The 19,230-nt window shown below is 69.1% G+C and carries 20 protein-coding genes and 1 pseudogene; 10 read left to right on the top strand and 11 right to left on the bottom strand.

Features of this window, described 5'->3' with window-relative positions:
* Positions 1–8 precede the first annotated feature (8 nt).
* From DMC18_RS13585 to DMC18_RS13575, 3 genes are read right to left on the bottom strand one after another with little or no spacing between them, the layout of a single operon-like run.
* A complete protein-coding gene (locus DMC18_RS13585; RefSeq protein WP_110133011.1) occupies positions 9–1,475 on the bottom strand; it encodes an NAD(P)H-hydrate dehydratase in 1,467 nt (488 codons plus the stop codon).
* Between the two features lie 29 nt (positions 1,476–1,504).
* Complete coding sequence (locus tag DMC18_RS13580; RefSeq protein WP_110133010.1) at positions 1,505–2,074, bottom strand: histidine phosphatase family protein; 570 nt, start codon at positions 2,072–2,074, stop codon at positions 1,505–1,507.
* Positions 2,074–3,618 (bottom strand): acetyl-CoA acetyltransferase, encoded by a 1,545-nt coding sequence (locus tag DMC18_RS13575; protein ID WP_110121827.1) that lies wholly within the window; start codon positions 3,616–3,618, stop codon positions 2,074–2,076. The genes DMC18_RS13580 and DMC18_RS13575 overlap by 1 nt, the downstream gene beginning before the upstream one ends.
* Before the next feature lie 246 nt (positions 3,619–3,864).
* On the opposite strand from DMC18_RS13575, the gene DMC18_RS13570 reads away from it, so the two are divergent.
* From DMC18_RS13570 to DMC18_RS13560, 3 genes are all read left to right on the top strand, one after another.
* Positions 3,865–4,203 (top strand): P-II family nitrogen regulator, encoded by a 339-nt coding sequence (locus DMC18_RS13570; protein WP_035089775.1) that lies wholly within the window; start codon positions 3,865–3,867, stop codon positions 4,201–4,203.
* A gap of 39 nt (positions 4,204–4,242) precedes the next feature.
* Positions 4,243–5,652, top strand: coding sequence for a type I glutamate--ammonia ligase (gene glnA / locus DMC18_RS13565; protein ID WP_110133009.1), 1,410 nt, complete (start codon positions 4,243–4,245; stop codon positions 5,650–5,652).
* A gap of 72 nt (positions 5,653–5,724) precedes the next feature.
* Positions 5,725–6,078, top strand: coding sequence for a GFA family protein (locus tag DMC18_RS13560; RefSeq protein ID WP_199228606.1), 354 nt, complete (start codon positions 5,725–5,727; stop codon positions 6,076–6,078).
* 46 nt (positions 6,079–6,124) lie between these two features.
* Here the strand turns inward: DMC18_RS13560 and DMC18_RS13555 are convergent, their stop codons facing one another.
* The 4 genes from DMC18_RS13555 to DMC18_RS13540 form a co-directional block, all read right to left on the bottom strand.
* Positions 6,125–6,448, bottom strand: coding sequence for a hypothetical protein (locus DMC18_RS13555; protein ID WP_110121825.1), 324 nt, complete (start codon positions 6,446–6,448; stop codon positions 6,125–6,127).
* 114 nt (positions 6,449–6,562) lie between these two features.
* On the bottom strand, positions 6,563–7,633 hold the full coding sequence (gene rsgA / locus DMC18_RS13550) for a ribosome small subunit-dependent GTPase A (protein WP_199228605.1): 1,071 nt from the start codon (positions 7,631–7,633) through the stop codon (positions 6,563–6,565).
* A 103-nt stretch (positions 7,634–7,736) separates the two neighbouring features.
* Complete coding sequence (locus tag DMC18_RS13545) at positions 7,737–8,117, bottom strand: putative quinol monooxygenase (RefSeq protein WP_199228604.1); 381 nt, start codon at positions 8,115–8,117, stop codon at positions 7,737–7,739.
* Between the two features lie 5 nt (positions 8,118–8,122).
* Positions 8,123–8,494 (bottom strand): Kazal-type serine protease inhibitor family protein, encoded by a 372-nt coding sequence (locus DMC18_RS13540; protein ID WP_110121823.1) that lies wholly within the window; start codon positions 8,492–8,494, stop codon positions 8,123–8,125.
* Positions 8,495–8,656: 162 nt separating this feature from the next.
* On the opposite strand from DMC18_RS13540, the gene DMC18_RS13535 reads away from it, so the two are divergent.
* From DMC18_RS13535 to DMC18_RS13525, 3 genes are all read left to right on the top strand, one after another.
* Positions 8,657–10,120 carry an amidohydrolase gene (locus DMC18_RS13535; RefSeq protein ID WP_110121822.1) on the top strand — a complete coding sequence of 488 codons (1,464 nt, stop codon included), beginning with the start codon at positions 8,657–8,659 and terminating at the stop codon, positions 10,118–10,120.
* The gene (locus tag DMC18_RS13530) at positions 10,120–11,475 is read left to right on the top strand and encodes an amidohydrolase family protein (RefSeq protein ID WP_110133008.1); all 1,356 of its coding nucleotides are present in this window, start codon (positions 10,120–10,122) and stop codon (positions 11,473–11,475) included. Before DMC18_RS13535 ends, DMC18_RS13530 begins: the two co-directional genes overlap by 1 nt.
* A gap of 139 nt (positions 11,476–11,614) precedes the next feature.
* On the top strand, positions 11,615–12,043 hold the full coding sequence (locus tag DMC18_RS13525; RefSeq protein WP_146218070.1) for a hypothetical protein: 429 nt from the start codon (positions 11,615–11,617) through the stop codon (positions 12,041–12,043).
* Here the strand turns inward: DMC18_RS13525 and DMC18_RS13520 are convergent.
* Positions 12,040–12,615 carry a hypothetical protein gene (locus tag DMC18_RS13520; RefSeq protein WP_110121820.1) on the bottom strand — a complete coding sequence of 192 codons (576 nt, stop codon included), beginning with the start codon at positions 12,613–12,615 and terminating at the stop codon, positions 12,040–12,042. The two genes, DMC18_RS13525 and DMC18_RS13520, sit on opposite strands and share 4 nt — an antisense overlap.
* A gap of 143 nt (positions 12,616–12,758) precedes the next feature.
* On the opposite strand from DMC18_RS13520, the gene DMC18_RS13515 reads away from it, so the two are divergent.
* The gene (locus DMC18_RS13515) at positions 12,759–13,196 is read left to right on the top strand and encodes a hypothetical protein (protein ID WP_110121819.1); all 438 of its coding nucleotides are present in this window, start codon (positions 12,759–12,761) and stop codon (positions 13,194–13,196) included.
* Positions 13,197–13,205: 9 nt separating this feature from the next.
* Here the strand turns inward: DMC18_RS13515 and DMC18_RS27180 are convergent, their stop codons facing one another.
* The gene (locus DMC18_RS27180) at positions 13,206–14,504 is read right to left on the bottom strand and encodes a M23 family metallopeptidase (protein ID WP_110121818.1); all 1,299 of its coding nucleotides are present in this window, start codon (positions 14,502–14,504) and stop codon (positions 13,206–13,208) included.
* A 204-nt stretch (positions 14,505–14,708) separates the two neighbouring features.
* On the bottom strand, positions 14,709–15,095 hold the full coding sequence (locus tag DMC18_RS13505) for a hypothetical protein (RefSeq protein ID WP_110121817.1): 387 nt from the start codon (positions 15,093–15,095) through the stop codon (positions 14,709–14,711).
* A gap of 208 nt (positions 15,096–15,303) precedes the next feature.
* Between DMC18_RS13505 and parE the strand changes: the two genes are divergently transcribed.
* The 3 genes from parE (at position 15,304) to DMC18_RS13490 (ending at position 18,279) form a co-directional block, all read left to right on the top strand.
* Entirely contained in the window at positions 15,304–17,421 is a 2,118-nt protein-coding gene (gene parE / locus DMC18_RS13500) for a DNA topoisomerase IV subunit B (protein WP_110133007.1), read from the top strand.
* A 133-nt stretch (positions 17,422–17,554) separates the two neighbouring features.
* Positions 17,555–17,899, top strand: a complete 345-nt coding sequence (locus DMC18_RS13495) for a hypothetical protein (protein ID WP_146218069.1) — start codon at positions 17,555–17,557, stop codon at positions 17,897–17,899.
* The gene (locus DMC18_RS13490; RefSeq protein ID WP_110121814.1) at positions 17,896–18,279 is read left to right on the top strand and encodes a hypothetical protein; all 384 of its coding nucleotides are present in this window, start codon (positions 17,896–17,898) and stop codon (positions 18,277–18,279) included. Before DMC18_RS13495 ends, DMC18_RS13490 begins: the two co-directional genes overlap by 4 nt.
* A 10-nt stretch (positions 18,280–18,289) precedes the next feature.
* On the opposite strand, the pseudogene DMC18_RS13485 reads toward DMC18_RS13490, so the two are convergent.
* Positions 18,290–19,230 (bottom strand): annotated as a pseudogene (locus tag DMC18_RS13485) (DNA repair protein RecN); the annotation flags it as partial.

Genomic DNA, 19,230 nt, shown 5'->3' with positions numbered 1-19,230 from the left:
CCCTCTCCCTATGGGAGAGGTTTTTGGTGCGCGTCCCACAGCCTCTTGAGCACCGCTGGCGCCAGGCCCGGCAGGTCCTCGGCGATCAGGCCCGGGCCGTGGGCCGCCGCGCATTCGGCGTGGATCCACGCCCCGGCGCAGGCGGCGTCGAAGCTTTCCATGCCTTGGGCCGCCAGGCCGGCGATAAAGCCGGCCAGCACGTCGCCGGAGCCGGCGGTGGCCAGCCAGGGCGAGCCGTTGAGGTTCACCGCCGCACGGCCGTCAGGGGCGGCGATGACGGTGTCGGGACCTTTCAGCAGCACGATCGCGCCGGCCCGGCGGGCGGCCTGCCGGGCGGCGGCGATGCGTTCGGGGGCGGTCTTGAGCAGACCGGGGAACAGCCGCTCGAACTCGCCGGGATGCGGGGTCAGCACGTCGTCGCGATCGAGGCGGGCGAAAAGCTCGTCGGGCGCGTGGGCGAAGCTGGTCAGGGCGTCGGCGTCGACCACCAGGGCAGCACCGGTGCCGGCAAGAGCCGTAAGGTTGCGGGCCGTCGCCTCGCCCACCCCGGCGGCCGGGCCGATGACGGCGGCGGCGGCGCTGGCGGCGCGTTCGGCCAGATCGATGTCGGTCTCGAAGGGGGCCAGCATCACCGCCTCCAGATGGGCGGCGTTGACCGCCAGGGCGCTCGGCGGCGACAGCAAGGTGACCACGCCCGCCCCGATCCGCAGGCCAGCGCGGGCCGACAGCCGCGCCGCACCCGTGCTCCAGGCCTCGCCGCTGACCACCACCAAGCGGCCGCGCGCGTGCTTGTGGGCGTCGTTCGAGGGCCAGGGGAAGCGCGCGCCCCACAGCGACGGGTCGTTCTCGAAGACGTCGCCGGCCCCGGTTTCGGACAGGCCGATATCGACCACCTCGACCTCGCCGCAGGCCGCTCGGCCCGGCGTAAGAACATGGGCGGGCTTGCGGCGGTGGAAGGTGACGGTCAGGGTCGCCGCCAGGGCGTGGCCGGCGATCGGCCGGCCGGTGTCGCCATGGATCCCGCTGGGCGTGTCGATGGCGACGATGCGCGGCGACAGGCCCTCGGCGGCGCGAGCCAGATCGTCGGCGGCCCCTTCCAACGGCCGTGACAGGCCCGCGCCGAACAGGGCGTCGACATAAAGCTCGGCGGGGCTGAGCGCGGGGTTCAGCGGATGGACCTCGCCACGCCAGCGCTCGGCGGCCCAACGGCAGGACGGCGTGGCGGGCGACGCCAGGGCCTCGACCCGCACCGGCCAGCCGCGCCGCTTCAGGTGGCGGGCGATGACATAGCCGTCGCCGCCGTTGTCGCCCGGGCCGCACCAGACCACCACCGGGCGGCGCGACCAGCGCTGGCGGATCGCCTCGGCCGCGCCCTTGCCGGCCCGCTCCATCAGGGTGGTCGCCGGCGTTCCGGCCGCCACGGCCGCCGCATCGGCCGCCTTCATCTCGGCGACGCTCATGATCGCATTTGGCATGATCTGGCGAGGCATGCGGGGCGGCTCCATCAAAGAACGCCGGTGGAGGCTTCCCTGCCTTTCTCGACGAGCGCCAAGCCATTGTCGATGACTTCGAAGACCGTGACGCTGGTGTGGTCGGGCCGGAAGGCCAGCACCGCCACCGAACCTTGCGCCGCCGCGACGGCGGCGTTGAGGGCGACGAAGTGGCTGAAGACGGCGCATCCCTCGTATCGCGCCAGGGCCTGGGCCACCTCGCGGGTCCAGGCCAGATAGTCGCGATCGCCCTCGATATCGGCCCAGTCGCCGGCGAAGGCCTGCTTCAGCCAGGCGGGACGCGCCTCGGGCGACAGGGCCGCCGGGGTCGGGATCTCGCCGACGGCCGGCTCGATCTCGACCGAAACGCCCAGCAGCCGCGCCAACGGCGCGGCGGTCTCGCGGCAACGGCGCAGGGGCGAGGAGACGACGCGGGTCGGGCGCTCGCCCGGTGGCAGGGCGAAGAGAACGGCGGCGACCGCCCTCGCCTGCTCCTGACCGGCAGCGTCCAGGCCCGGATCGTCGTCGTGGCCGCCCCACGTCGCGGCCGGCTTGCCGTGGCGGATGACATGGACGCGGCCCATCAGGCGGCGTCCGGCGTGAAGAGGTTGCGCACGCCGTCGGGATGGGCCCCGACCGTTCCGGTGCGCCCGACGCCCTCGCAGCCTTCCAGGTCGGCCAGGGTCGCCGCGTCGTCAGGGGTGTTGGCCACGAACCGCGCGCCGTCCGCAGTACGGCCGACAACGATGCCCATGCGCGGTCCCTGGCGGGCGTGGACGACGGTGTAGGTCTCGATCCTGGCCCGGCCCTCCGGCTTCTCGACGATCGGCGGATGCGGCAGGCCGTCGATCTCTTTCTGGATCACCGCCGGATCCTCGCGCCGCCATTCGCCTTCGACCGGGCGGGTCGAATAGATGCCGACCGACTGCTTGGTCAGGAACCAGCCGTTGGCGGTCGACAGGCCGTAGGCGCCGGGCCGCGCGCGCAGCCGCTCGACCAGCCGGGCCACGGCGTGAAGGCTGTAGTTGTTCCCCGGCCCGCCGAAATAAGGCAGGCCGCCGGTGACGGTCAGGCCGCGCGGGTCGTCCAGCGCCAGGCCCAGCTCCTCGGCGGCGATCTGCACGGCCGAGGGAAAGCAGGAATAGAGGTCGATCAGGGAAAGGTCGTCCAGCCCGATCCCGGCCATCTCCAGCGCCCGCTGGCCGGTCAGGCGGATGGCGGGACTGGAGTGGAAGTCCTGCCGCTGCAGCGGGTACCAGAGGTCGGCGGCGTCGGCGCAGCCGTGCAGGAACACCCAGCGATCCTCCGGCACGCCCAGCTCGCGGGCCATGCCGACGCTGGCGACCAGCACGGCGGCCGACTGGTCCACCTCCATGATGGCGTTGAGGTACTTGGGGTACGGATAGCCGACCATGCGGTTGCGCTCGGTGACCGTGACCAGCTCCTCTGGTCCGCGCTCGACCGGGAACCAGGCCTCGGGATCGGCGGCGGCGACCTTGCTGAACGGCGAGAACAGCGCGCCCAGCCGCGCCTGGTGGTCAGCCAGGGACCGCCCGTCGCGGGCCCGCAGGGCGTTCTCGAACAGCGGATAGGTGTTGACCGGATAGCCGAGGCCATGCGCGGCCTCCTGCTCGGTGACGCCGGGGCGCGGGTCGCCGATGCGGGCGGGCTTGCTCGTGACGTCGTCGGCCCAACCGTCGAAGCCCAGGCCGCCCTTGGCCCGCTTCATCAGCGAACCGAGGAATTCGGCGCCGGTGACGAGCCCCAGCCGCGACTCGCCGCGGACGATGCGCTCGGCCAGGATGTTGATCGCCTGCTGCGGGCTGTTGCCGCCGGTCTGCGTATAGACGGCCCAGGCCGGATCGGCGCCCAACGCCCGGGCCAGGCTGGCCGGCGGATCCGACAGGCGGGGAAGCGGCAGCTTCGAAAGCGCGCCCGGAGCGTCGATGCTGAACGCTACGACCGCCAGAGCGTCCAAACGCGCAAGAACCGTCCCTTCGAGTCCGGTGTCGGCGTCAGCGCGTTTCGCCGCAATTCTCAGCAATTCCAGCGGCGAAGGCGAATTTTCGGCCGGACCGCGAAACGTGAACTGCCCCGCGCCGATCAAAACCGGCGTCTCGTCCCGCATGTTCGCCCCCGTTCAAACGATTGTTTTCGTGATCCTAGGCGGGGTTGGGGGCGCGGCAAGGCCGTTTTGAGCCACAATTCCGAAATGCATATTTTTCGATCAAATCTCGCTCAAGATTTGCTCATATGCCAAAACCGTCGGCGGAAGCACGACAATCGCGAGACAGCCTGCTTGTGGCGTCCGGGGCGGCGTGATCCTTGCCGCTCAAAGTCAGAGGCCATGCGTCGTCCGGCGCGGAAGAGACCGATGAAAAAGATCGAAGCCGTCATCAAGCCGTTCAAGCTGGATGAGGTCAAAGAGGCGCTCCAGGACATGGGCGTTCAAGGCATGACCGTGCTGGAAGCCAAGGGCTACGGCCGCCAGAAGGGGCACACCGAGCTCTATCGCGGCGCCGAGTACGTCGTGGACTTCCTGCCCAAGATCAAGGTCGAGGTGGTCGTCGAGGACAGCCAGCTCGAACCCGCCCTCGAGGCGATCACCAACGCCGCCCGCACGGGCCGCATCGGCGACGGCAAGATCTTCGTCTCGGAGATCACCGAAGTCGTCCGCATCCGGACCGGCGAAACCGGTCCGTCCGCCGTCTAACGGCAATCCTCAGACTTTACTCGCTCAAAGGGGATATCAATGAGCACCGCCAAGGAAATCCTGGACCTGATCAAGGAAAAGGACGTGAAGTACGTCGACGTCCGCTTCACGGACGTTCGCGGCAAGCTGCAGCACGTGACCTTCGACATCGACCTGGTCGATGACGACTTCCTCAACGACGGCACCATGTTCGACGGCTCGTCGATCGCCGGCTGGAAGGCCATCAACGAGTCGGACATGAAGCTGCGTCCCGACCTGTCGAGCGCCATCATCGACCCGTTCTACCAGCAGACCACCCTGGCTCTGTTCTGCGACGTCGTGAACCCCGACGACGGCACCCCCTACAACCGCGACCCGCGCTCGATCGCCAAGGCCGCGCTGAACTTCGTCAAGTCGGCTGGCGTGGGCGACACCGTCTACTTCGGCCCGGAAGCCGAGTTCTTCATCTTCGACGACGTCCGCTGGTCGACCGCGCCGAACAACACCGGCTACTCGTACGACTCGAGCGAACTGCCGGTGAACTCGGCCAAGGAATACCCGGAAGGCAACATGGGCCACCGCCCGGGCCCCAAGGGCGGCTACTTCCCGGTCAACCCGGTCGACTCGGCTCAGGACCTGCGCGGCGAAATGCTGGCCGTCATGGGCGAGCTGGGCATGAAGCCGGAAAAGCACCACCACGAAGTGGCGCCCGCCCAGCACGAGCTCGGCCTGAAGTTCGACACCATGGTCACCATGGCCGACCGCATGCAGCTCTATAAGTACGTGATCCACAACGTGGCCCACGCTTACGGCAAGACCGCCACCTTCATGGCCAAGCCGATGTTCGCCGACAACGGCTCGGGCATGCACGTGCACCAGTCGATCTGGCAGGACGGCAAGCCGCTGTTCGCCGGCGACAAGTACGCCGGCCTCTCGCAAGAGTGCCTGTGGTACATCGGCGGCATCATCAAGCACGCCAAGGCCATCAACGCCTTCTCGAACTCGACCACCAACAGCTACAAGCGCCTGGTGCCGGGCTACGAAGCCCCGGTGAAGCTGGCCTACAGCTCGCGCAACCGCTCGGCCTCGATCCGCATCCCGCACGTCGACAGCCCGAAGGCCAAGCGTCTGGAAGCCCGCTTCCCCGACCCGCTGGGCAACCCCTATCTGACCTTCGTCGCCCTGCTGATGGCCGGCCTGGACGGCATCATCAACAAGATCGACCCGGGCGCCCCGGCCGACAAGAACCTCTACGACCTGCCGCCCCGCGAGCAGAAGAAGATCCCGGAAGTCTGCGGCTCGCTGCGCGAAGCCCTGGAAAGCCTGGACAAGGACCGCGCCTTCCTGAAGGCCGGCGGCGTCATGGACGACGACTTCATCGACAGCTACATCGAGCTGAAGATGGAAGAAGTGATGCGTCTGCAACTGCACCCGCACCCGGTCGAATTCGAGATGTACTACAAGTGCTAAGCCTTACGGCCTGAAGCATTTCGGGATCGGCCCGGGGCGCAAGCTCCGGGCCTTTTCTTTTGGAGACGACGCATGATCAGGACCAGCTGCCACTGCGGGGCCGTGGGCTTCGAGATCGAAACGGCGCCGAGCGAGGTGACCGACTGCAACTGCTCGATCTGCCGCCGCTACGGCGTGCTGTGGGCCTATTACAGCCCCACGCTGGTGCGCCGCGTCGAGGGCGGCCCGACCGAGACTTATGAGTGGAACAACCACGCGATCGCCTTCCACCGCTGCCGCGCCTGCGGCTGCGTCACCCACTGGAGCTCCAACGACCCGACGCGCGACAGGATGGGGATCAATGCGCGCCTGATGGAGCCGGACGTGCTGGCGGCCGCGCGGGTGCGGCGGCTGGATGGGGCGGTGAGCGAGCGGTACGTGGACTGAGAAGCGATACCGCTTCCCAGTCCCGTCGTAGCCTGAGCCAAGCCGATCAGGCGTCGGCCTGAGTGATCCCCTCGCGGAACTCGTCGGCGGGAACGAAAGCGGCGCCGTCCTCGTCCAGCACCCATGCGCCCTTGAAGGCGGCATGGTCCGGGTCAAGATCCGCATCGAGCAGGTCGCCCTCATAGAGGCCGACATTGGTGTAGTCGAAATCCAGCGACAGCTGGCTGGCGAGATCGAGCATCTCGTCCGCCATCCGGCGGGCGTAACCCAGGGCTTCGCTCTCGTTGGAGAACTCGTCCGTCAGGGTGTTCACCTCCGCTGAATCGCTGCCTTGGGTCGCGCTGGTGGTGACGATGGTGAAGGCGGGCATGGGTCATCTCTCGAAGGTGTTGAACCACTCACCTAATCCCATTCGCCGGGAAGAGCGGCCTTCTTTTGAAAAACCTTTCGCCGACAGCGCCGGCGGCGAGACCCCAGCCTTGGACTAAGCGCCCCCGCGGGCGTCCTTCCGCGCGGTGCGATATGTCTTCTGGGCCTTGCCGAGGCGGCGACGCTCGGCGTCCTTGAACGCCCGGGCCGCATTCTTCTCCACCGCGGCCGCTTCCTGGGCGAGCTTGCGGAAGTGGTCCCAGCGCCCGCGGTCGAGATCCCCGCTCAGCAAGGCGCCCTGCACCGCGCAGCCCGGCTCGTTGGCGTGGCTGCAGTCGCCAAACTTGCAGGTTTCCGCCAGGCGCTCGATGTCGTCGAACACCTGGGTCACCCCCTCGTCGGCCTCGACCAGCCCCACTTCCCGGACGCCGGGCGTGTCGATGATCAGTCCACCGCCGGGCAGCAGCGCCAGTTCGCGGTGGCTGGTGGTGTGCCGGCCACGATCGTCGGCCTCGCGGATGGTCTGGGTGGCCATCCGCTGTTCGCCCAGGAGCGTATTTACCAGGGTGGATTTGCCGACGCCGGACGAGCCGATCAGGACGCAGGTCTCGCCGGGGGCCAGGTGGGCCAGCAAGGTTTCCAGGCCACGCCCTTCGCGCGCCGACACGATGACGACCGGACAGCCGGCGGCCAGGGCCTCGACCTCGGCGGCGAGAGACGTCGCCTCGACGCAGATGTCCGACTTCGTCAGCACGACCACGGGACGGGCGCCGCTCTGCCAGGCGGCGGCCAGATAGCGCTCGATGCGGCGTGGATTGAGGTCGCCGTTCATCGAGGTGACGATGAAGGCCAGATCGACGTTGGCGGCGACGACCTGAGGGGTCTGCACGCTGTCGGCGGCTCGGCGGACCAAGGCGGTGCGGCGCGGCAGCACGGCCTGGATGACGGCGGTGCGCTCGGCCTGGTTCATCGACAACGCCACCCAGTCGCCGACCGCCGGATGGCCGGCCTCCTGGGCTTCATGGCGCAGGCGACCGGAAAGCTTGGCGCGCACCTCGCCCTCGTCCGTGATCACCAGATAGCCGTTGCGCTGCTGCACGACGACGCGGCCGGCCAGGTAGCCCGCGCGATCGTGAGGCTTGAAAGCCTCGGCCAGCAGATCCGACCATCCGTAGTTCTTGATCAAGTTGAGCTTCCATAAGGCGGCGATCGGCCCTCGCCGATGTTCGAGGACGTCCATAGAGCAGCTTTCCCAAGGACGTCGAGGAAACCCTGATCGTCGCTGGAAACTACAATCCGACCCCGCCCACCGGCGTGGTCTCGAAACGGTGGCCGAAGCCGGCGATGATCGGCCGGGCCTTGGCGATGGCGGCCTGCACGGCCGGCAGCTTCAGCGCCCCCGCGTGGCTTTCCTTGTCGGTCCAGACCTCGGTGATCCAGATGGCGTCGGCGTCGGTCGGATCGAGGGCCAGGATGTAGGACAGGCAGCCGGGCATCTCGCCCGTGCCTTCCTTCAGGATCGCGACCAGGTCGTCGCGCTTGCCGGGGGCGGCCTTCATCTGGCCGATCAGTCCATACATCGTCTTGTCTCCCGCAAGCGCCAGCGACGGCGTCATCGCCGCGGCCGCGCCGCCGATCATCACCAGTCGCCGGTCCAGTCCTGTCAGCATGTCGCTCACTCCGGCTTGCACTCGCCTTCGTGGGCGACGCTGGCGCCCTTGGCGGCCGCGCCGCAGGCGTTGCCGTAGGTCTTGCCGTCGCAGCCGCAGACGGGGCGGTAGTCCATGGTGCAGACCTGCGGCCGCTTGCGGCAGACGCCCGAGGCGTCGGCCACCGTCCGGCAGGCGCCGACGGGCATCACGCAGGACAGGCCCTCGCCGCACTGGAAGCCGGCGATGCCGCCGCACATGCCGCCCGCGGCGACCGGGGCGCGCGACATCGGCGGGGGAGCGCTGGTGGATGGACCGGCGGGCTGGGCCGCACAGGCGGTCAGCAGCACGGCGGCGAGCAAGGCCGGAACCGGGCCCAGCAAGGAACGAAGGCGCATCGTGGTCCTCCCGCGTCGATTCAACGTCAGGAGGCGATCCTCGCACGAAGCGCAAGCGACAGACAAACGTCGCCATCGGGGAAAAATGGGGCGCCGATCGGCTTGATCAGGGGTCTGAATTAGTCTGTCCTCGCCGCCTCTTCCGAGAGTCGGGGAAAGTTCATGACGAGATGGGGTACGACGGCCGCGGCCGTCAGTCTGCTGGCGCTGGGGCTCGCCGCCTGCGCCACCACGGGCACGACGGCCAAGCCAGAAACCAGCGCCAAGCCGGCCGAGAAGGCGCAGGCCAAGCCGCTGCCCAAGGGCCTGGACGGCGAGGCCTCGTCGGGCTTCCCCTCGACCTATGCTCCCCTGCCCTCGCGCCCGACCGCCTTCGTCGGCGCCACGGTGCTGACCGCGACCGGCCAGCAGATCGAGAACGGCGTGGTGGTGGTGCAGGACGGCAAGATCCTGGCCGTCGGCGGCCCCGACACCGCCATCCCGGCCGGCGTCACCACCATCGACGCCAAGGGCAAGTGGATCACCCCCGGCATCATCGACGCCCACAGCCACCTGGGCGTCTATCCCTCGCCCGGCGTGCAGGCCAAGTCGGACGGCAACGAGGCCACCGATCCCAACACCGCCCAGGTGTGGGCCGAGCATTCGGTGTGGCCGCAGGACCCGGGCTTCAACCGCGCCCGCGCCGGCGGGGTGACCACCCTGCAGATCCTCCCCGGCAGCGCCAACCTCTTCGGCGGCCGCTCGGTGACGCTGAAGAACGTGCCCTCGACCACCATGCAGGGCATGAAGTTCCCCGGCGCGCCCTACGGCCTGAAGATGGCCTGCGGCGAGAACCCCAAGCGCGTCTACGGCAGCAAGGGCCGCTCGCCCTCGACGGCGATGGGCAATGTCTACGGCTACCGCAAGGCCTGGATCGACGCGGCCGACTACGCCCGCAAGTGGGACGACTACCGCGCCAAGAAGGACAAGGGCGAGAAGGCCGACGCCCCCAAGCGCGACCTGCAGCTGGAGACCCTGGCCGGCGTGCTGAAGGGCGAGATCCTGGTGCAGAACCACTGCTACCGCGCCGACGAAGAGGCGGTGATGATCGATATCGCCAAGGAGTTCGGCTACAAGATCACCATGTTCCACCACGCGGTGGAGAGCTACAAGATCGCGCCCCTCCTCGCCAAGGAAGGCATCTGCTCGGCGACCTGGGCGTCGTGGACCGGCTTCAAGATGGAAAGCCTGGACGGCATCGACGCCAACGCCGCCATGGTGTGGAAAGCCGGCGCCTGCGTCGTCATCCACTCCGACGACCCGATCATGACCCAGCGCCTCAACCAGGAGGCCGCCATCGCCATGACCGCCGGCAACAAGCTGGGCTATGACATCAGCCGGGCCGAGGCCATCAAGTGGATCACGGCCAATCCGGCCAAGGCCATGGGCATCGCCGACAAGACCGGCAGCCTGGAGGTCGGCAAGGCCGGCGACATCGTGGTCTGGAACCGCGATCCGTTCAGCGTCTACGCCCAGGCCGAGCAGGTCTATGTCGACGGCGCCCTGACCTACGACCGCAAGGACCCGCGCTATCAGCCCAAGTCCGACTTCGAGCTCGGCCAACCCGGCCAGGGAGCGTTCAACTGATGATCCGTTCGGCTCTTCTCTGCGGCGCGGCCCTGATCGCCGTCGCCGCCGGTCCGGCTTCGGCCCAGACCTTCGCCATCGTCAACGCCCGCATCGAGCCGGTGTCGAGCGCGGCCATCCCCTCGGGCGCGATCGTCGTCCGTGACGGCAAGATCGCCGCCGTCGGCGCGGGCGTGACCGTTCCGGCCGGGGTGCCGACGATCGACGCCAAGGGCGGGGTGGTGACGCCTGGCCTGGTGGCCCCGTCGTCGAACATCGGCGCCTCCGAGATCGGCGGCGTGCGCGAGACCCGCGACGACGGCACGGGCGACGCCCTGTCGGCCGGCTTCGACATCGCCTATGGCGTCAATCCGGCCTCGCCGATGATCGGCCTGGCCCGCGACGGCGGGATCACCGCCTCGGCGGTCACCCCGATCCTGTCGGGCGTGGGCGGCGGCGCCCACGAGCACGCCGACGACGGCGTGGTCGAGGAGATGACCGCCGGCAAGGACGGCGCCGGCGATCCGCCGCTGTTCGGCGGCCAGGCCGCCTTCGTGCGGCTGAAGGCCGGCGAGGCCGACATCGTCTCGAAGTCGAAGACCGCCGTGACCCTGTCGCTGGGCGAAGCCGGGGCGCGCGCCGCCGGCGGCTCGCGCGGCGCGGCCATCGTGCTGGTCAAGTCGGCCCTGGAGGACGCCCGCGCCTTCGCCCGCAACCGCGCCGCCTTCGAGCAGGGGGCGACCCGCGCCTACGGGCTGTCGCGCCTCGACCTGGAGGCCCTGGTTCCGGTGGTGCAGGGCAAGACCCCGCTGCTGATCCGCGCCCACCGCGCCTCCGACATCCGCCTGGCCCTCAAGCTGGCGGCCGAGGAGAAGATCAGGATCGTGCTGGAAGGGGCCGAGGAAGGCTGGATCGTCGCGCCTGAGATCGCCCGCGCCGGCGTGCCGGTGATCGTCGACACCCAGGCCGACCTGCCCGACAGCTTCGAGACCCTGGGCTCGCGCCTCGACAACGCCGCCCGCCTGAACGCGGCCGGCGTGACGGTGGCGATCAACGGCGCGCGCGACTTCAACAACCTGCGCCAGGAACGGCTGAACGCCGGCCTGGCCGTCGCCAACGGCCTGCCCTACCCGGCCGCCCTGGCGGCGATCACCCTGACCCCGGCGAAGATCTGGGGCATGGCCGACAAGATCGGATCCCTCGATGTCGGCAAGACCGCCGACCTCGTGCTGTGGACCGGCGATCCGCTGGAGACCACGACCTGGGCCAACAAGGTGTTCATCGGCGGCGTCGAACAGCCCGCCGACCGCCGCCAGACCCAGCTGCGCGACCGCTACGCCGCCGGCGACAACGGCCTGCCGCCGGCCTATCGCTAGGACCGGTCCGCAGGACTGAAACGAGAGCCGCGGCGCTTGCGGGCGCCGCGGCTTTTTCGTGGGCGACGCCACCTTTCCACGCAACTCGACACACCCTACACCTCAAGCTGCACCGCAACGCGGATTTGGGGGGGGAATGATGGACGGCGCGCAAAAGAGCAAGCTGCGGCAGACCCTCTTCGAGCGCCTGCTGGTCGGCGAGTCCCGCGCCGCCCTGGACGCCGATCTGCGCCAGCGCCTGGACGAAACCGAGGCCCGCGCTCTCCTTGACGAAGCCGTCTCCCGCATCCGCGTCTGTCGGGCCGAAGGCTCCTACGACAATGCGGCCGCCACCGTGCGCAAGCGCCGCGTGGTGTCGCGCTACGCCGTCTGGCGATGGCTGGCGGGCGTGCTGCTGCTGTTCGCCGGCCTGGGCTTCCTGGGTTCCCTCATCAACAAGACACCCGCCTTCCCCTTCGGCCTGATCGTCGCGGGGATCATGCTGGCGCTGGTCGAATGGCGCCTGCGCGGTCGGCTGGAAGCGGCCGAGGCGGCCGTCGATCAGTTGCTGGACGAAGCGGCGGCCTAGCCGACGAACCGCACCTGCCGATCTTCCATGGCCGGCCAGCGCACCCCGGCCCGGTCACCATACAGGCCGTGCAGGAAACGCAGGTCGGCGCGCCATTCGCGCACGGCGGTCTGCTTGTCGGCTTGGGTGAAGTTGCTGCGTATCTGGTTGTCGATCAGGTCCAGAACGGCCTTGAGCCGCATGACGCTGTGCGGCGCTCCCCACTCCGCAAGCGCCTCGGGCGGAAAGGCGGGCATCAACGGCTCCTCGACGCATCGACGCAAGATGTCGTGGCGCGTGACCGTCGGAAGGTCGGATCGCCGGCCTACGTGATAGCCGTGCGCCGACATCGGGCTGCCGGGGCGGTCCTTCGCCTCGACCGGCCAATGCTCGGCGAGATCGCCTTCCCGCGGCGCCGCCCGGCGTCGATCCCACTCCTCGTGCATCAGCCGGATCATCAGTTCGGCGGCCGCCCGCTCGTCGGGAGTCTGGGTGGACAGCAGCAGCTCCACCGCCCGCAGCCAGGATCCCGCCATCGAATGCAAGGGCATGACCGGCAAGGCTTCGATCACGCCTCTGATGGAAAACGCCATGGCGGCCTCCGCCCCTCAGTTCGCGGATAGCTTGCGCACAGTTCAAAGTTGAGACAAGCGTGACCGGTCCGTTGCGGACCAGGGGAAACGCAGCCCGTCCAGACCGCCGTACACCCAGACCGCCGTACACGAGGAGATGATCGATGCCGGGCAAGGTCTACTGCTTCAACGCCTACAACGAGCCCATCAACCAGCTGACCGTAAACGGTCTGTCCGCCGGCACGGTGTCGGGCTGGTCGGTGTCGCCTCCCAATCTCTACACCCCTGTCTCCGTGATCGTGCCGCGCGCCCTTCACGGCGACGGCCTGAATGTGCCGGCGTTTCCGAACGACATGCCGACCGCGCTTCGCGTCGATTGGGACAGCTACTCCATACAGGCCAAGATCGACCTGATGCCCCTGCACAACGTGTCGCTGTACGACGACCTGATCCTCTACATCACCCTCAATCAGCTGACCCTGATGAACACACAGGGCTTCGTCCTGATCACGCAATCGACCTCGCCGGGTCAGTTCGGCGCCGGACCATCGATCCTCGACGACGGCGCCGGTCCAGAACTCCCGACCACGCACCTGGCCTGACCGGCGCCCCTACGGCCAGACGTTGTTCGACGTCACGCTGTCGCCGCCGGTGGGCACGTCGCAGTCGTTGAAGGTGATCGCCACCGACTGGCCCCAGTTGGTGGAGTCCGCCTGGACCTGGAAGTGCAGGTGCGGGCCGGAGGTTCGGCCGGTGTTGCCCGAAGTGGCGATCGGCTGGCCGCGCTGGACGGTGTCGCCGACCTTCACCAGCACGCCGTTGGGCTGGATGTGGAAGTACCAGCTGGTGAAGCCGCCCGGGTGGCGGATGCGCACGGCGTTGCCCCAGTTCTGCAGGCTGCCGTTCGCGAACGGGGTGTTGCTGGGCGTGGTCGGGGCGTTGGGATTGTAGGTGGTCGTCTGGCCTTCCTGCAGCCACTCGACAGTGCCGCCGCGCACGGCGCGGATCTGGGTGCCGGCCGGCATCGAGAAGTCGAAGGCGAAGGCCTGGCTGCCGGTGTGCGAGCCGCCGGCGTTGTTGTTGCCCTGACCGACATTACGGGTGTCGCCGGCCTTCCACGGATAGCGGTAGGCGCCGACGGCGCTGTCCTCCTGCTCGATGAAGTCCATCCGCAGGCCGTCGGCGAAATGGGCGGCGTCCTGGGTCTTGAAGTCCACCGTGCAACGGCGGCGGCTCCACCACTGGGTTCCCGAGCCGGGGCGCCAGACGGCGGCGTAGCGGTCGCCGTCGACGGCCAGGGCGGTCAGGCGGAAGCCCTGGTTGAAATAGGTCTGGTCCTGGGCCTCGATCTCGGCCCCGGTCATGCCCGACCGCCACCATTGCGCGCCGCCCCCCGGCCGCCAGACGGCGGTGTAGCGGCCGCCGTCGACCTCCAGCAGCGAGAGGCGCAGGCCGTTGTTGAAGTGGGTCGTGTCCTGGGCCTTGAACTGGTCGACGGTCATGCCCGTGCGCCACCACTGGGCGCCCGAACCTGGCCGCCAGACCGCGGTGAAGCGGCCCCCGTCGAGCTCCAGCGCAAAGAGGCGCAGGCCCTGGTTGAAGTAGGTGGTGTCCTGGGCCTTCAGCTCGTCCAGCGTCATGCCCGAACGCCACCACTGGGTTCCGCCGCCCGGCCGCCAGATCGCGGCGTAGCGCCCGCCCTTCACCGACACCGACTGCAGGCGCAGGCCATTGTCGAAGTGGGTCTTGTCCTGGGCCTTGAACTGGTCGAGCGTCATGCCCGAGCGCCACCACTGGGCGCCGTTTCCCGGCCGCCAGACGGCCGCGTAACCCGTGTCGGCCGCCGCCAGATCGGGCGCGGCCAGGGCCAGAAGACCGGCGCAGACCGCCGGCGTCAGCAACGCACGCATCGACACCTCCCGTTTCGGGCGTCGCTTCGCGGGACGCCTCGTGAAATCCAGACGCTTTGGCCAGATACGATGGAAAGCTTGAACCGTGCGCCGATCGCCGGCCGGGGCCGGAACGTCGCGCGCGAGGAGCCTAGCCCCGCGCGCCGCGCCCCGAAAGCGCGAACGGCCCCGCCGGACCAGCCGGCCGGCGGGACCAGGCAAGCGTCAGGTCGACCAGGTGATCTTCACGATGGTCGGGTTGTCGCTGTTGTAGGAGACGGTGTGCTCCGAGCGCCGGCTGCTGGTGATGGCCAGCTTGTAGGTGTCGCCGGTCTTGTCGGTGAAGGCCAGGTTGATGCTGCCCGAGCCGATGCCGGCCGGGCCCTGGGCGTCGACGTCGACGCGATAGCTGTAGATGCCGGAATTGGGCACCAGACGGATGCCGTAGACCTTGCCCTCGCTGTTGCCGACGATGCAGGAACTGAGGTCGAGGCTGCCGTTGATCGACACGGCGTCGCCGACCGACAGATTGCCGTTGGCCGTGCCGTTGGTGGAGCCGCAGTCGGTGGTGGTGAATTCGTCGACGCCAGCCGTCGCTTCCACGGTGCTCATGACGTTTCTCCCTTTGGAACCGGCCGCCCCATGGGCCGGCGGCGGGACGATCGAATCAACCCTGAGGCAAGACAAGCCAAATACACGTGATAGTTGTTAAGCTTGTATGCGCGCCGGAAACGTGCAGCTGCGCGCATGGCGACGCTTTCCTTGGGGGCGGCCACGGGTCATACGGGGCGAGACCCCCGAATCGCCGCAAAATCATCCGATGTCTTCCAAAGACCCCAACTCGCTGTTTTCGCTGTTCGACGACGACGCCCTGGCGCCGCCGAGCGCCCCGCCCCTGCCCGCCCGCGAACCCCATCCCGAGCCCAAGCCGCAGCCGCCGCCTCCGCCCCCTCCGGGCAAGAGCGAGGCCGCCGCGCCGCCCCCTTCGTCGGGCGGCCCATCCTCAGGTGGGTACGACGCCAGCTCGATCGAGGTGCTGGAAGGGCTGGAGCCCGTACGCATGCGTCCGGGCATGTACATCGGCGGCACCGACGAGCGGGCCCTGCACCACCTGTTCGCCGAAGTGCTCGACAACTCGATGGACGAAGCCGTGGCCGGCTTCGCCAAGCTGATCGAGGTCAAGCTCGACGCCGACGGCTATCTGTCGGTCAAGGACGACGGCCGCGGCATGCCGGTGGATCCCCACCCCAAGCATCCGGGCAAGTCGGCGCTGGAAGTGATCATGACCGTCCTGCACGCGGGCGGTAAGTTCAGCGGCAAGGCCTACGAGACCTCGGGCGGCCTGCACGGGGTGGGCGCCAGCGTCGTCAACGCCCTGTCGGAACTGGTCGAGGTGACCGTCTGGCGCGACGGCTTCGAGCACCGCCAGAGCTTCGCCCGCGGCAAGCCGCTGGGCCCGGTCGAGAAGATCCAGCCCAGCAGGAAGCGCGGCACCATGGTGCGCTTCAAGCCCGACGAGCAGATCTTCGGCGAGGGCTGCGCCTTCAAGCCGGCGCGCCTCTACCGGATGACCCGGTCGAAGGCCTATCTGTTCCGCGGCGTGCAGATCAAATGGTCCTGCGCCCCCGAGCGCATCCACGACCAGACCCCGCCCGAGGCGACCTTCCACTTCCCCAACGGCCTGGCCGACTTCCTGGCCGAGCGCACCAAGGGGCTGGAGACGGTGACCCCGACCAGCTTCTCGGGCCGCATCGAGCGCCAGGGCGAGGCCGGCGCGGTCGAGTGGGCCGTGACCTGGACACCGCGCGGCTTCGGCGAGCACGACGGCTTCATGCAGTCGTACTGCAACACCGTGCCGACCCCCGAGGGCGGCACGCACGAAAGCGGCTTCCGCGCCGCCCTGACCCGCGGCCTCAAGGCCTATGCCGAACTGAAGGGCGAGAAGCGCGGCGCGATCATCACCGCCGACGACGTGGTGGCCCAGGCCGGCGCGCTGATCTCGGTGTTCATCAAGAACCCCGAGTTCCAGGGCCAGACCAAGGAAAAGCTGTCGACGACCGAGGCCCAGCGCTTCGTCGAGAACGCCCTGCGCGACCCGTTCGACCACTGGCTGACCGCCAGCCCCAAGGCCGCCCAGGCCCTGCTGGAGTTCGTCGTCGAACGCGCCGAAGAGCGCCTCAAGCGCCGCAAGGACAAGGAAGTCTCCCGCGCCTCGGCGACCCGCAAGCTGCGCCTGCCGGGCAAGCTGGCCGACTGCGCCGGCGGCGCGGTGGACGGCGCGGAGCTGTTCATCGTCGAAGGCGACTCGGCCGGCGGCTCGGCCAAGCAGGCCCGCAACCGCAAGAACCAGGCGATCCTGCCCCTGCGCGGCAAGATCCTGAACGTGGCCTCGGCCTCGGGCGAGAAGTTCACGGCCAACAAGGAACTGTCGGACCTGATGCTGGCCCTGGGGGCCCAGGGCGGGAACAAGTACCGTGAAGAGGATCTGCGCTACGAGCGGATCATCATCATGACCGACGCCGACGTCGACGGCGCCCACATCGCCTCGCTGCTGATCACCTTCTTCTACCGCACCATGCCGGACCTTATCCGCGCCGGGCGGCTCTATCTGGCCCTGCCGCCGCTCTATCGCCTGAGCCACGGCGGCAAGACCGAATACGCCCGCGACGACGCCCACAAGGACGAGCTGCTGGCCACCATGTTCAAGGGCAAGAAGCCCGAGATCGGCCGCTTCAAGGGTCTGGGCGAGATGATGGCCGCCCAGCTGAAGGAAACCACCATGGACCCGGCGGTCCGCACCCTGGCGCGCGTGACCCTGCCGCGCCACGAGGAGTCGGTGGAGGACCTGGTCGAGACCCTGATGGGCCGCAAGCCCGAGCTGCGCTTCAAGTTCATCCAGGAGAACGCGGCCTTCGCGGCGGACGACCTGGACCTGTAGCAACCATCAATCAAGGTTGTAGTTTTCGCCGACTCGCGCGCCAAGCTTGAGCGTGGAGCGTCCGTATCCGGTCGGGCGCGAGGGGGCGTCGCCGTCAAGGTTTCGGTCGGCGCCCTAGCGGGGTGAAACCGACATGCGATTGAAGAAGACCCTGGCGGCCCTGGCCGCCGTAGCCACGTGCGCCGCCGTTTCGGCGCCCGCGACGGCCGAACCGACCTACGGTCCGGTGCAGTTGAACCAGGTGCGCGTCTACGACGACGGCGCCAACGCGTTCGTGCTGATCGAGGTCAAGAACGCGACCTACTGCAGCACCAGCACCTTCACGTTCAAGCTTTCGAACCTGTCGGGGGCGGGCATGCTGAGCGCCAGCCTGACGGCCCTGGCCACGGGCCAGCGCGTCAACATCGAGATCTCGAACACCACCGGCTGCAACGGATACGGCACCCAGCTCCAGTCGATCACGGTGCTGTCGCAATGATCCGCGCCGGCTTTCCGATCCGCACCACGGCCGGACTGCGCCGGCTCGGCCTTTCCGTTCTCGCCATGGCCGCCCTGGCCGGCGGGTTCTCGGCCCCCTCCACCGCGCGCGCCGGGATCATGACCCAGCCCGTCAAGGTGGTCAGCATCCGCGTCTATGACGCAGGGGCCGGCGCGGTGGCCTTCGTGCAGCTGGATTCCACCAGCACCTGCAACACCAACCTCTTCCAGATCGAGCTGTTCAAATTATCGGGCGCGGGCATGCTGGCGGTCGCCAACACCGCCATGACGACGCAGAAGTACGTGATCGCCGAGATCTCGAACGCCAACGGCTGCGCAGGCTACGGCACCATACTGCAGTCGCTGGCGATCAACGCCTGACGGACGGGGCTCAGCCGATCAACGCCCGGGCCGCGGCCCGGGCCGCCTCGGTGACTTCCGCGCCCGACAGCATGCGCGCGATCTCTTCCTCGCGCTCGGCCGGCGACAGGGGCTCGACCTTCGTCCGGGTGGAGGTGTCGTCGCCGGACTTGGAGATGCGCCAGTGGGCGTCGCCGCGCGCGGCGACCTGGGCCGAGTGGGTGACGACCAGCACCTGGGCCCCATCCTGCCCTTCACCGCCGGCCAGGCGCTTCAGACGCAGACCGACGGCGTCGGCCACGGCCCCGCCGACGCCCTGGTCGACTTCGTCGAAGATCATCAAAGGCTGCGGACCGCCGCCCTTCGCCGCCAGGGCCGCCTTCAGGGCCAGGGCGAAGCGGGCCAGTTCGCCGCCCGAGGCGATGGCCTCCATCGGGCCGAACGGCGCGCCGGGGTTGGTCGAGATCTCGAAGGCGATGCGGTCCAGGCCCGTCGGGCCGGCCTTGTCCTCGTCGAGCGCATCGAGGGCGACGCGGAAGCGGGCCTTTTCCAGCTTCAGCGGACCAAGCTCGGCCTCGACGGCCTTGGCCAGGCGGTCGCCGGCGGCGCGGCGCTCGGCCGACAGGGCTTCGGCGGCGTAGAGATAGGCCTCGCGGGCCTCGGCGGCCTGGGCCTCGGCGACGACCAAGGCTTCGCCCGAGGTCTCGATGGCCTGCAGGCGGGCGGCGAAGTCGGCGCGCACGGCCGGCAGGTCCTCGACCAGCACGTTCAGCTTGCGGGCCATGCCGCGCAGGGCGAACAGCCGCTCCTCGGTCTTCTCCAGGCGGTCGGGCTCGAACTCGAAGCTCTCGGCGGCCGCGTCGATGGCGGCGCTGGCCTCCTGGGCCTCGACCAGGGCGCGATCGACGGCCTCGCAGGCGGCGGCCAGGCGGGTCATGGCCGGACCGTCGGCGGGCGCGCCGGCGTTGGCGG

The organism is Caulobacter sp. D5 (assembly GCF_003185805.1).
Lineage (GTDB): Bacteria > Pseudomonadota > Alphaproteobacteria > Caulobacterales > Caulobacteraceae > Caulobacter.
This window is presented reverse-complemented; position numbering and strand designations above follow the sequence as displayed.

Excerpts from the sequence above, each read along its gene's own strand:
- DMC18_RS13585 (WP_110133011.1), bottom strand. The coding sequence starts at position 1,475 with ATGCCAAATGCGATCATGAGCGTCGCCGAGATGAAGGCGGCCGATGCG.
- DMC18_RS13580 (WP_110133010.1), bottom strand. The coding sequence starts at position 2,074 with ATGGGCCGCGTCCATGTCATCCGCCACGGCAAGCCGGCCGCGACGTGG.
- DMC18_RS13575 (WP_110121827.1), bottom strand. The coding sequence starts at position 3,618 with ATGCGGGACGAGACGCCGGTTTTGATCGGCGCGGGGCAGTTCACGTTT.
- DMC18_RS13570 (WP_035089775.1), top strand. The coding sequence starts at position 3,865 with ATGAAAAAGATCGAAGCCGTCATCAAGCCGTTCAAGCTGGATGAGGTC.
- glnA (WP_110133009.1), top strand. The coding sequence starts at position 4,243 with ATGAGCACCGCCAAGGAAATCCTGGACCTGATCAAGGAAAAGGACGTG.
- DMC18_RS13560 (WP_199228606.1), top strand. The coding sequence starts at position 5,725 with ATGATCAGGACCAGCTGCCACTGCGGGGCCGTGGGCTTCGAGATCGAA.
- DMC18_RS13555 (WP_110121825.1), bottom strand. The coding sequence starts at position 6,448 with ATGCCCGCCTTCACCATCGTCACCACCAGCGCGACCCAAGGCAGCGAT.
- DMC18_RS13545 (WP_199228604.1), bottom strand. The coding sequence starts at position 8,117 with ATGCTGACAGGACTGGACCGGCGACTGGTGATGATCGGCGGCGCGGCC.
- DMC18_RS13540 (WP_110121823.1), bottom strand. The coding sequence starts at position 8,494 with ATGCGCCTTCGTTCCTTGCTGGGCCCGGTTCCGGCCTTGCTCGCCGCC.
- DMC18_RS13535 (WP_110121822.1), top strand. The coding sequence starts at position 8,657 with ATGACGAGATGGGGTACGACGGCCGCGGCCGTCAGTCTGCTGGCGCTG.
- DMC18_RS13530 (WP_110133008.1), top strand. The coding sequence starts at position 10,120 with ATGATCCGTTCGGCTCTTCTCTGCGGCGCGGCCCTGATCGCCGTCGCC.
- DMC18_RS13525 (WP_146218070.1), top strand. The coding sequence starts at position 11,615 with ATGGACGGCGCGCAAAAGAGCAAGCTGCGGCAGACCCTCTTCGAGCGC.
- DMC18_RS13520 (WP_110121820.1), bottom strand. The coding sequence starts at position 12,615 with ATGGCGTTTTCCATCAGAGGCGTGATCGAAGCCTTGCCGGTCATGCCC.
- DMC18_RS13515 (WP_110121819.1), top strand. The coding sequence starts at position 12,759 with ATGCCGGGCAAGGTCTACTGCTTCAACGCCTACAACGAGCCCATCAAC.
- DMC18_RS27180 (WP_110121818.1), bottom strand. The coding sequence starts at position 14,504 with ATGCGTGCGTTGCTGACGCCGGCGGTCTGCGCCGGTCTTCTGGCCCTG.
- DMC18_RS13505 (WP_110121817.1), bottom strand. The coding sequence starts at position 15,095 with ATGAGCACCGTGGAAGCGACGGCTGGCGTCGACGAATTCACCACCACC.
- parE (WP_110133007.1), top strand. The coding sequence starts at position 15,304 with ATGTCTTCCAAAGACCCCAACTCGCTGTTTTCGCTGTTCGACGACGAC.
- DMC18_RS13495 (WP_146218069.1), top strand. The coding sequence starts at position 17,555 with ATGCGATTGAAGAAGACCCTGGCGGCCCTGGCCGCCGTAGCCACGTGC.
- DMC18_RS13490 (WP_110121814.1), top strand. The coding sequence starts at position 17,896 with ATGATCCGCGCCGGCTTTCCGATCCGCACCACGGCCGGACTGCGCCGG.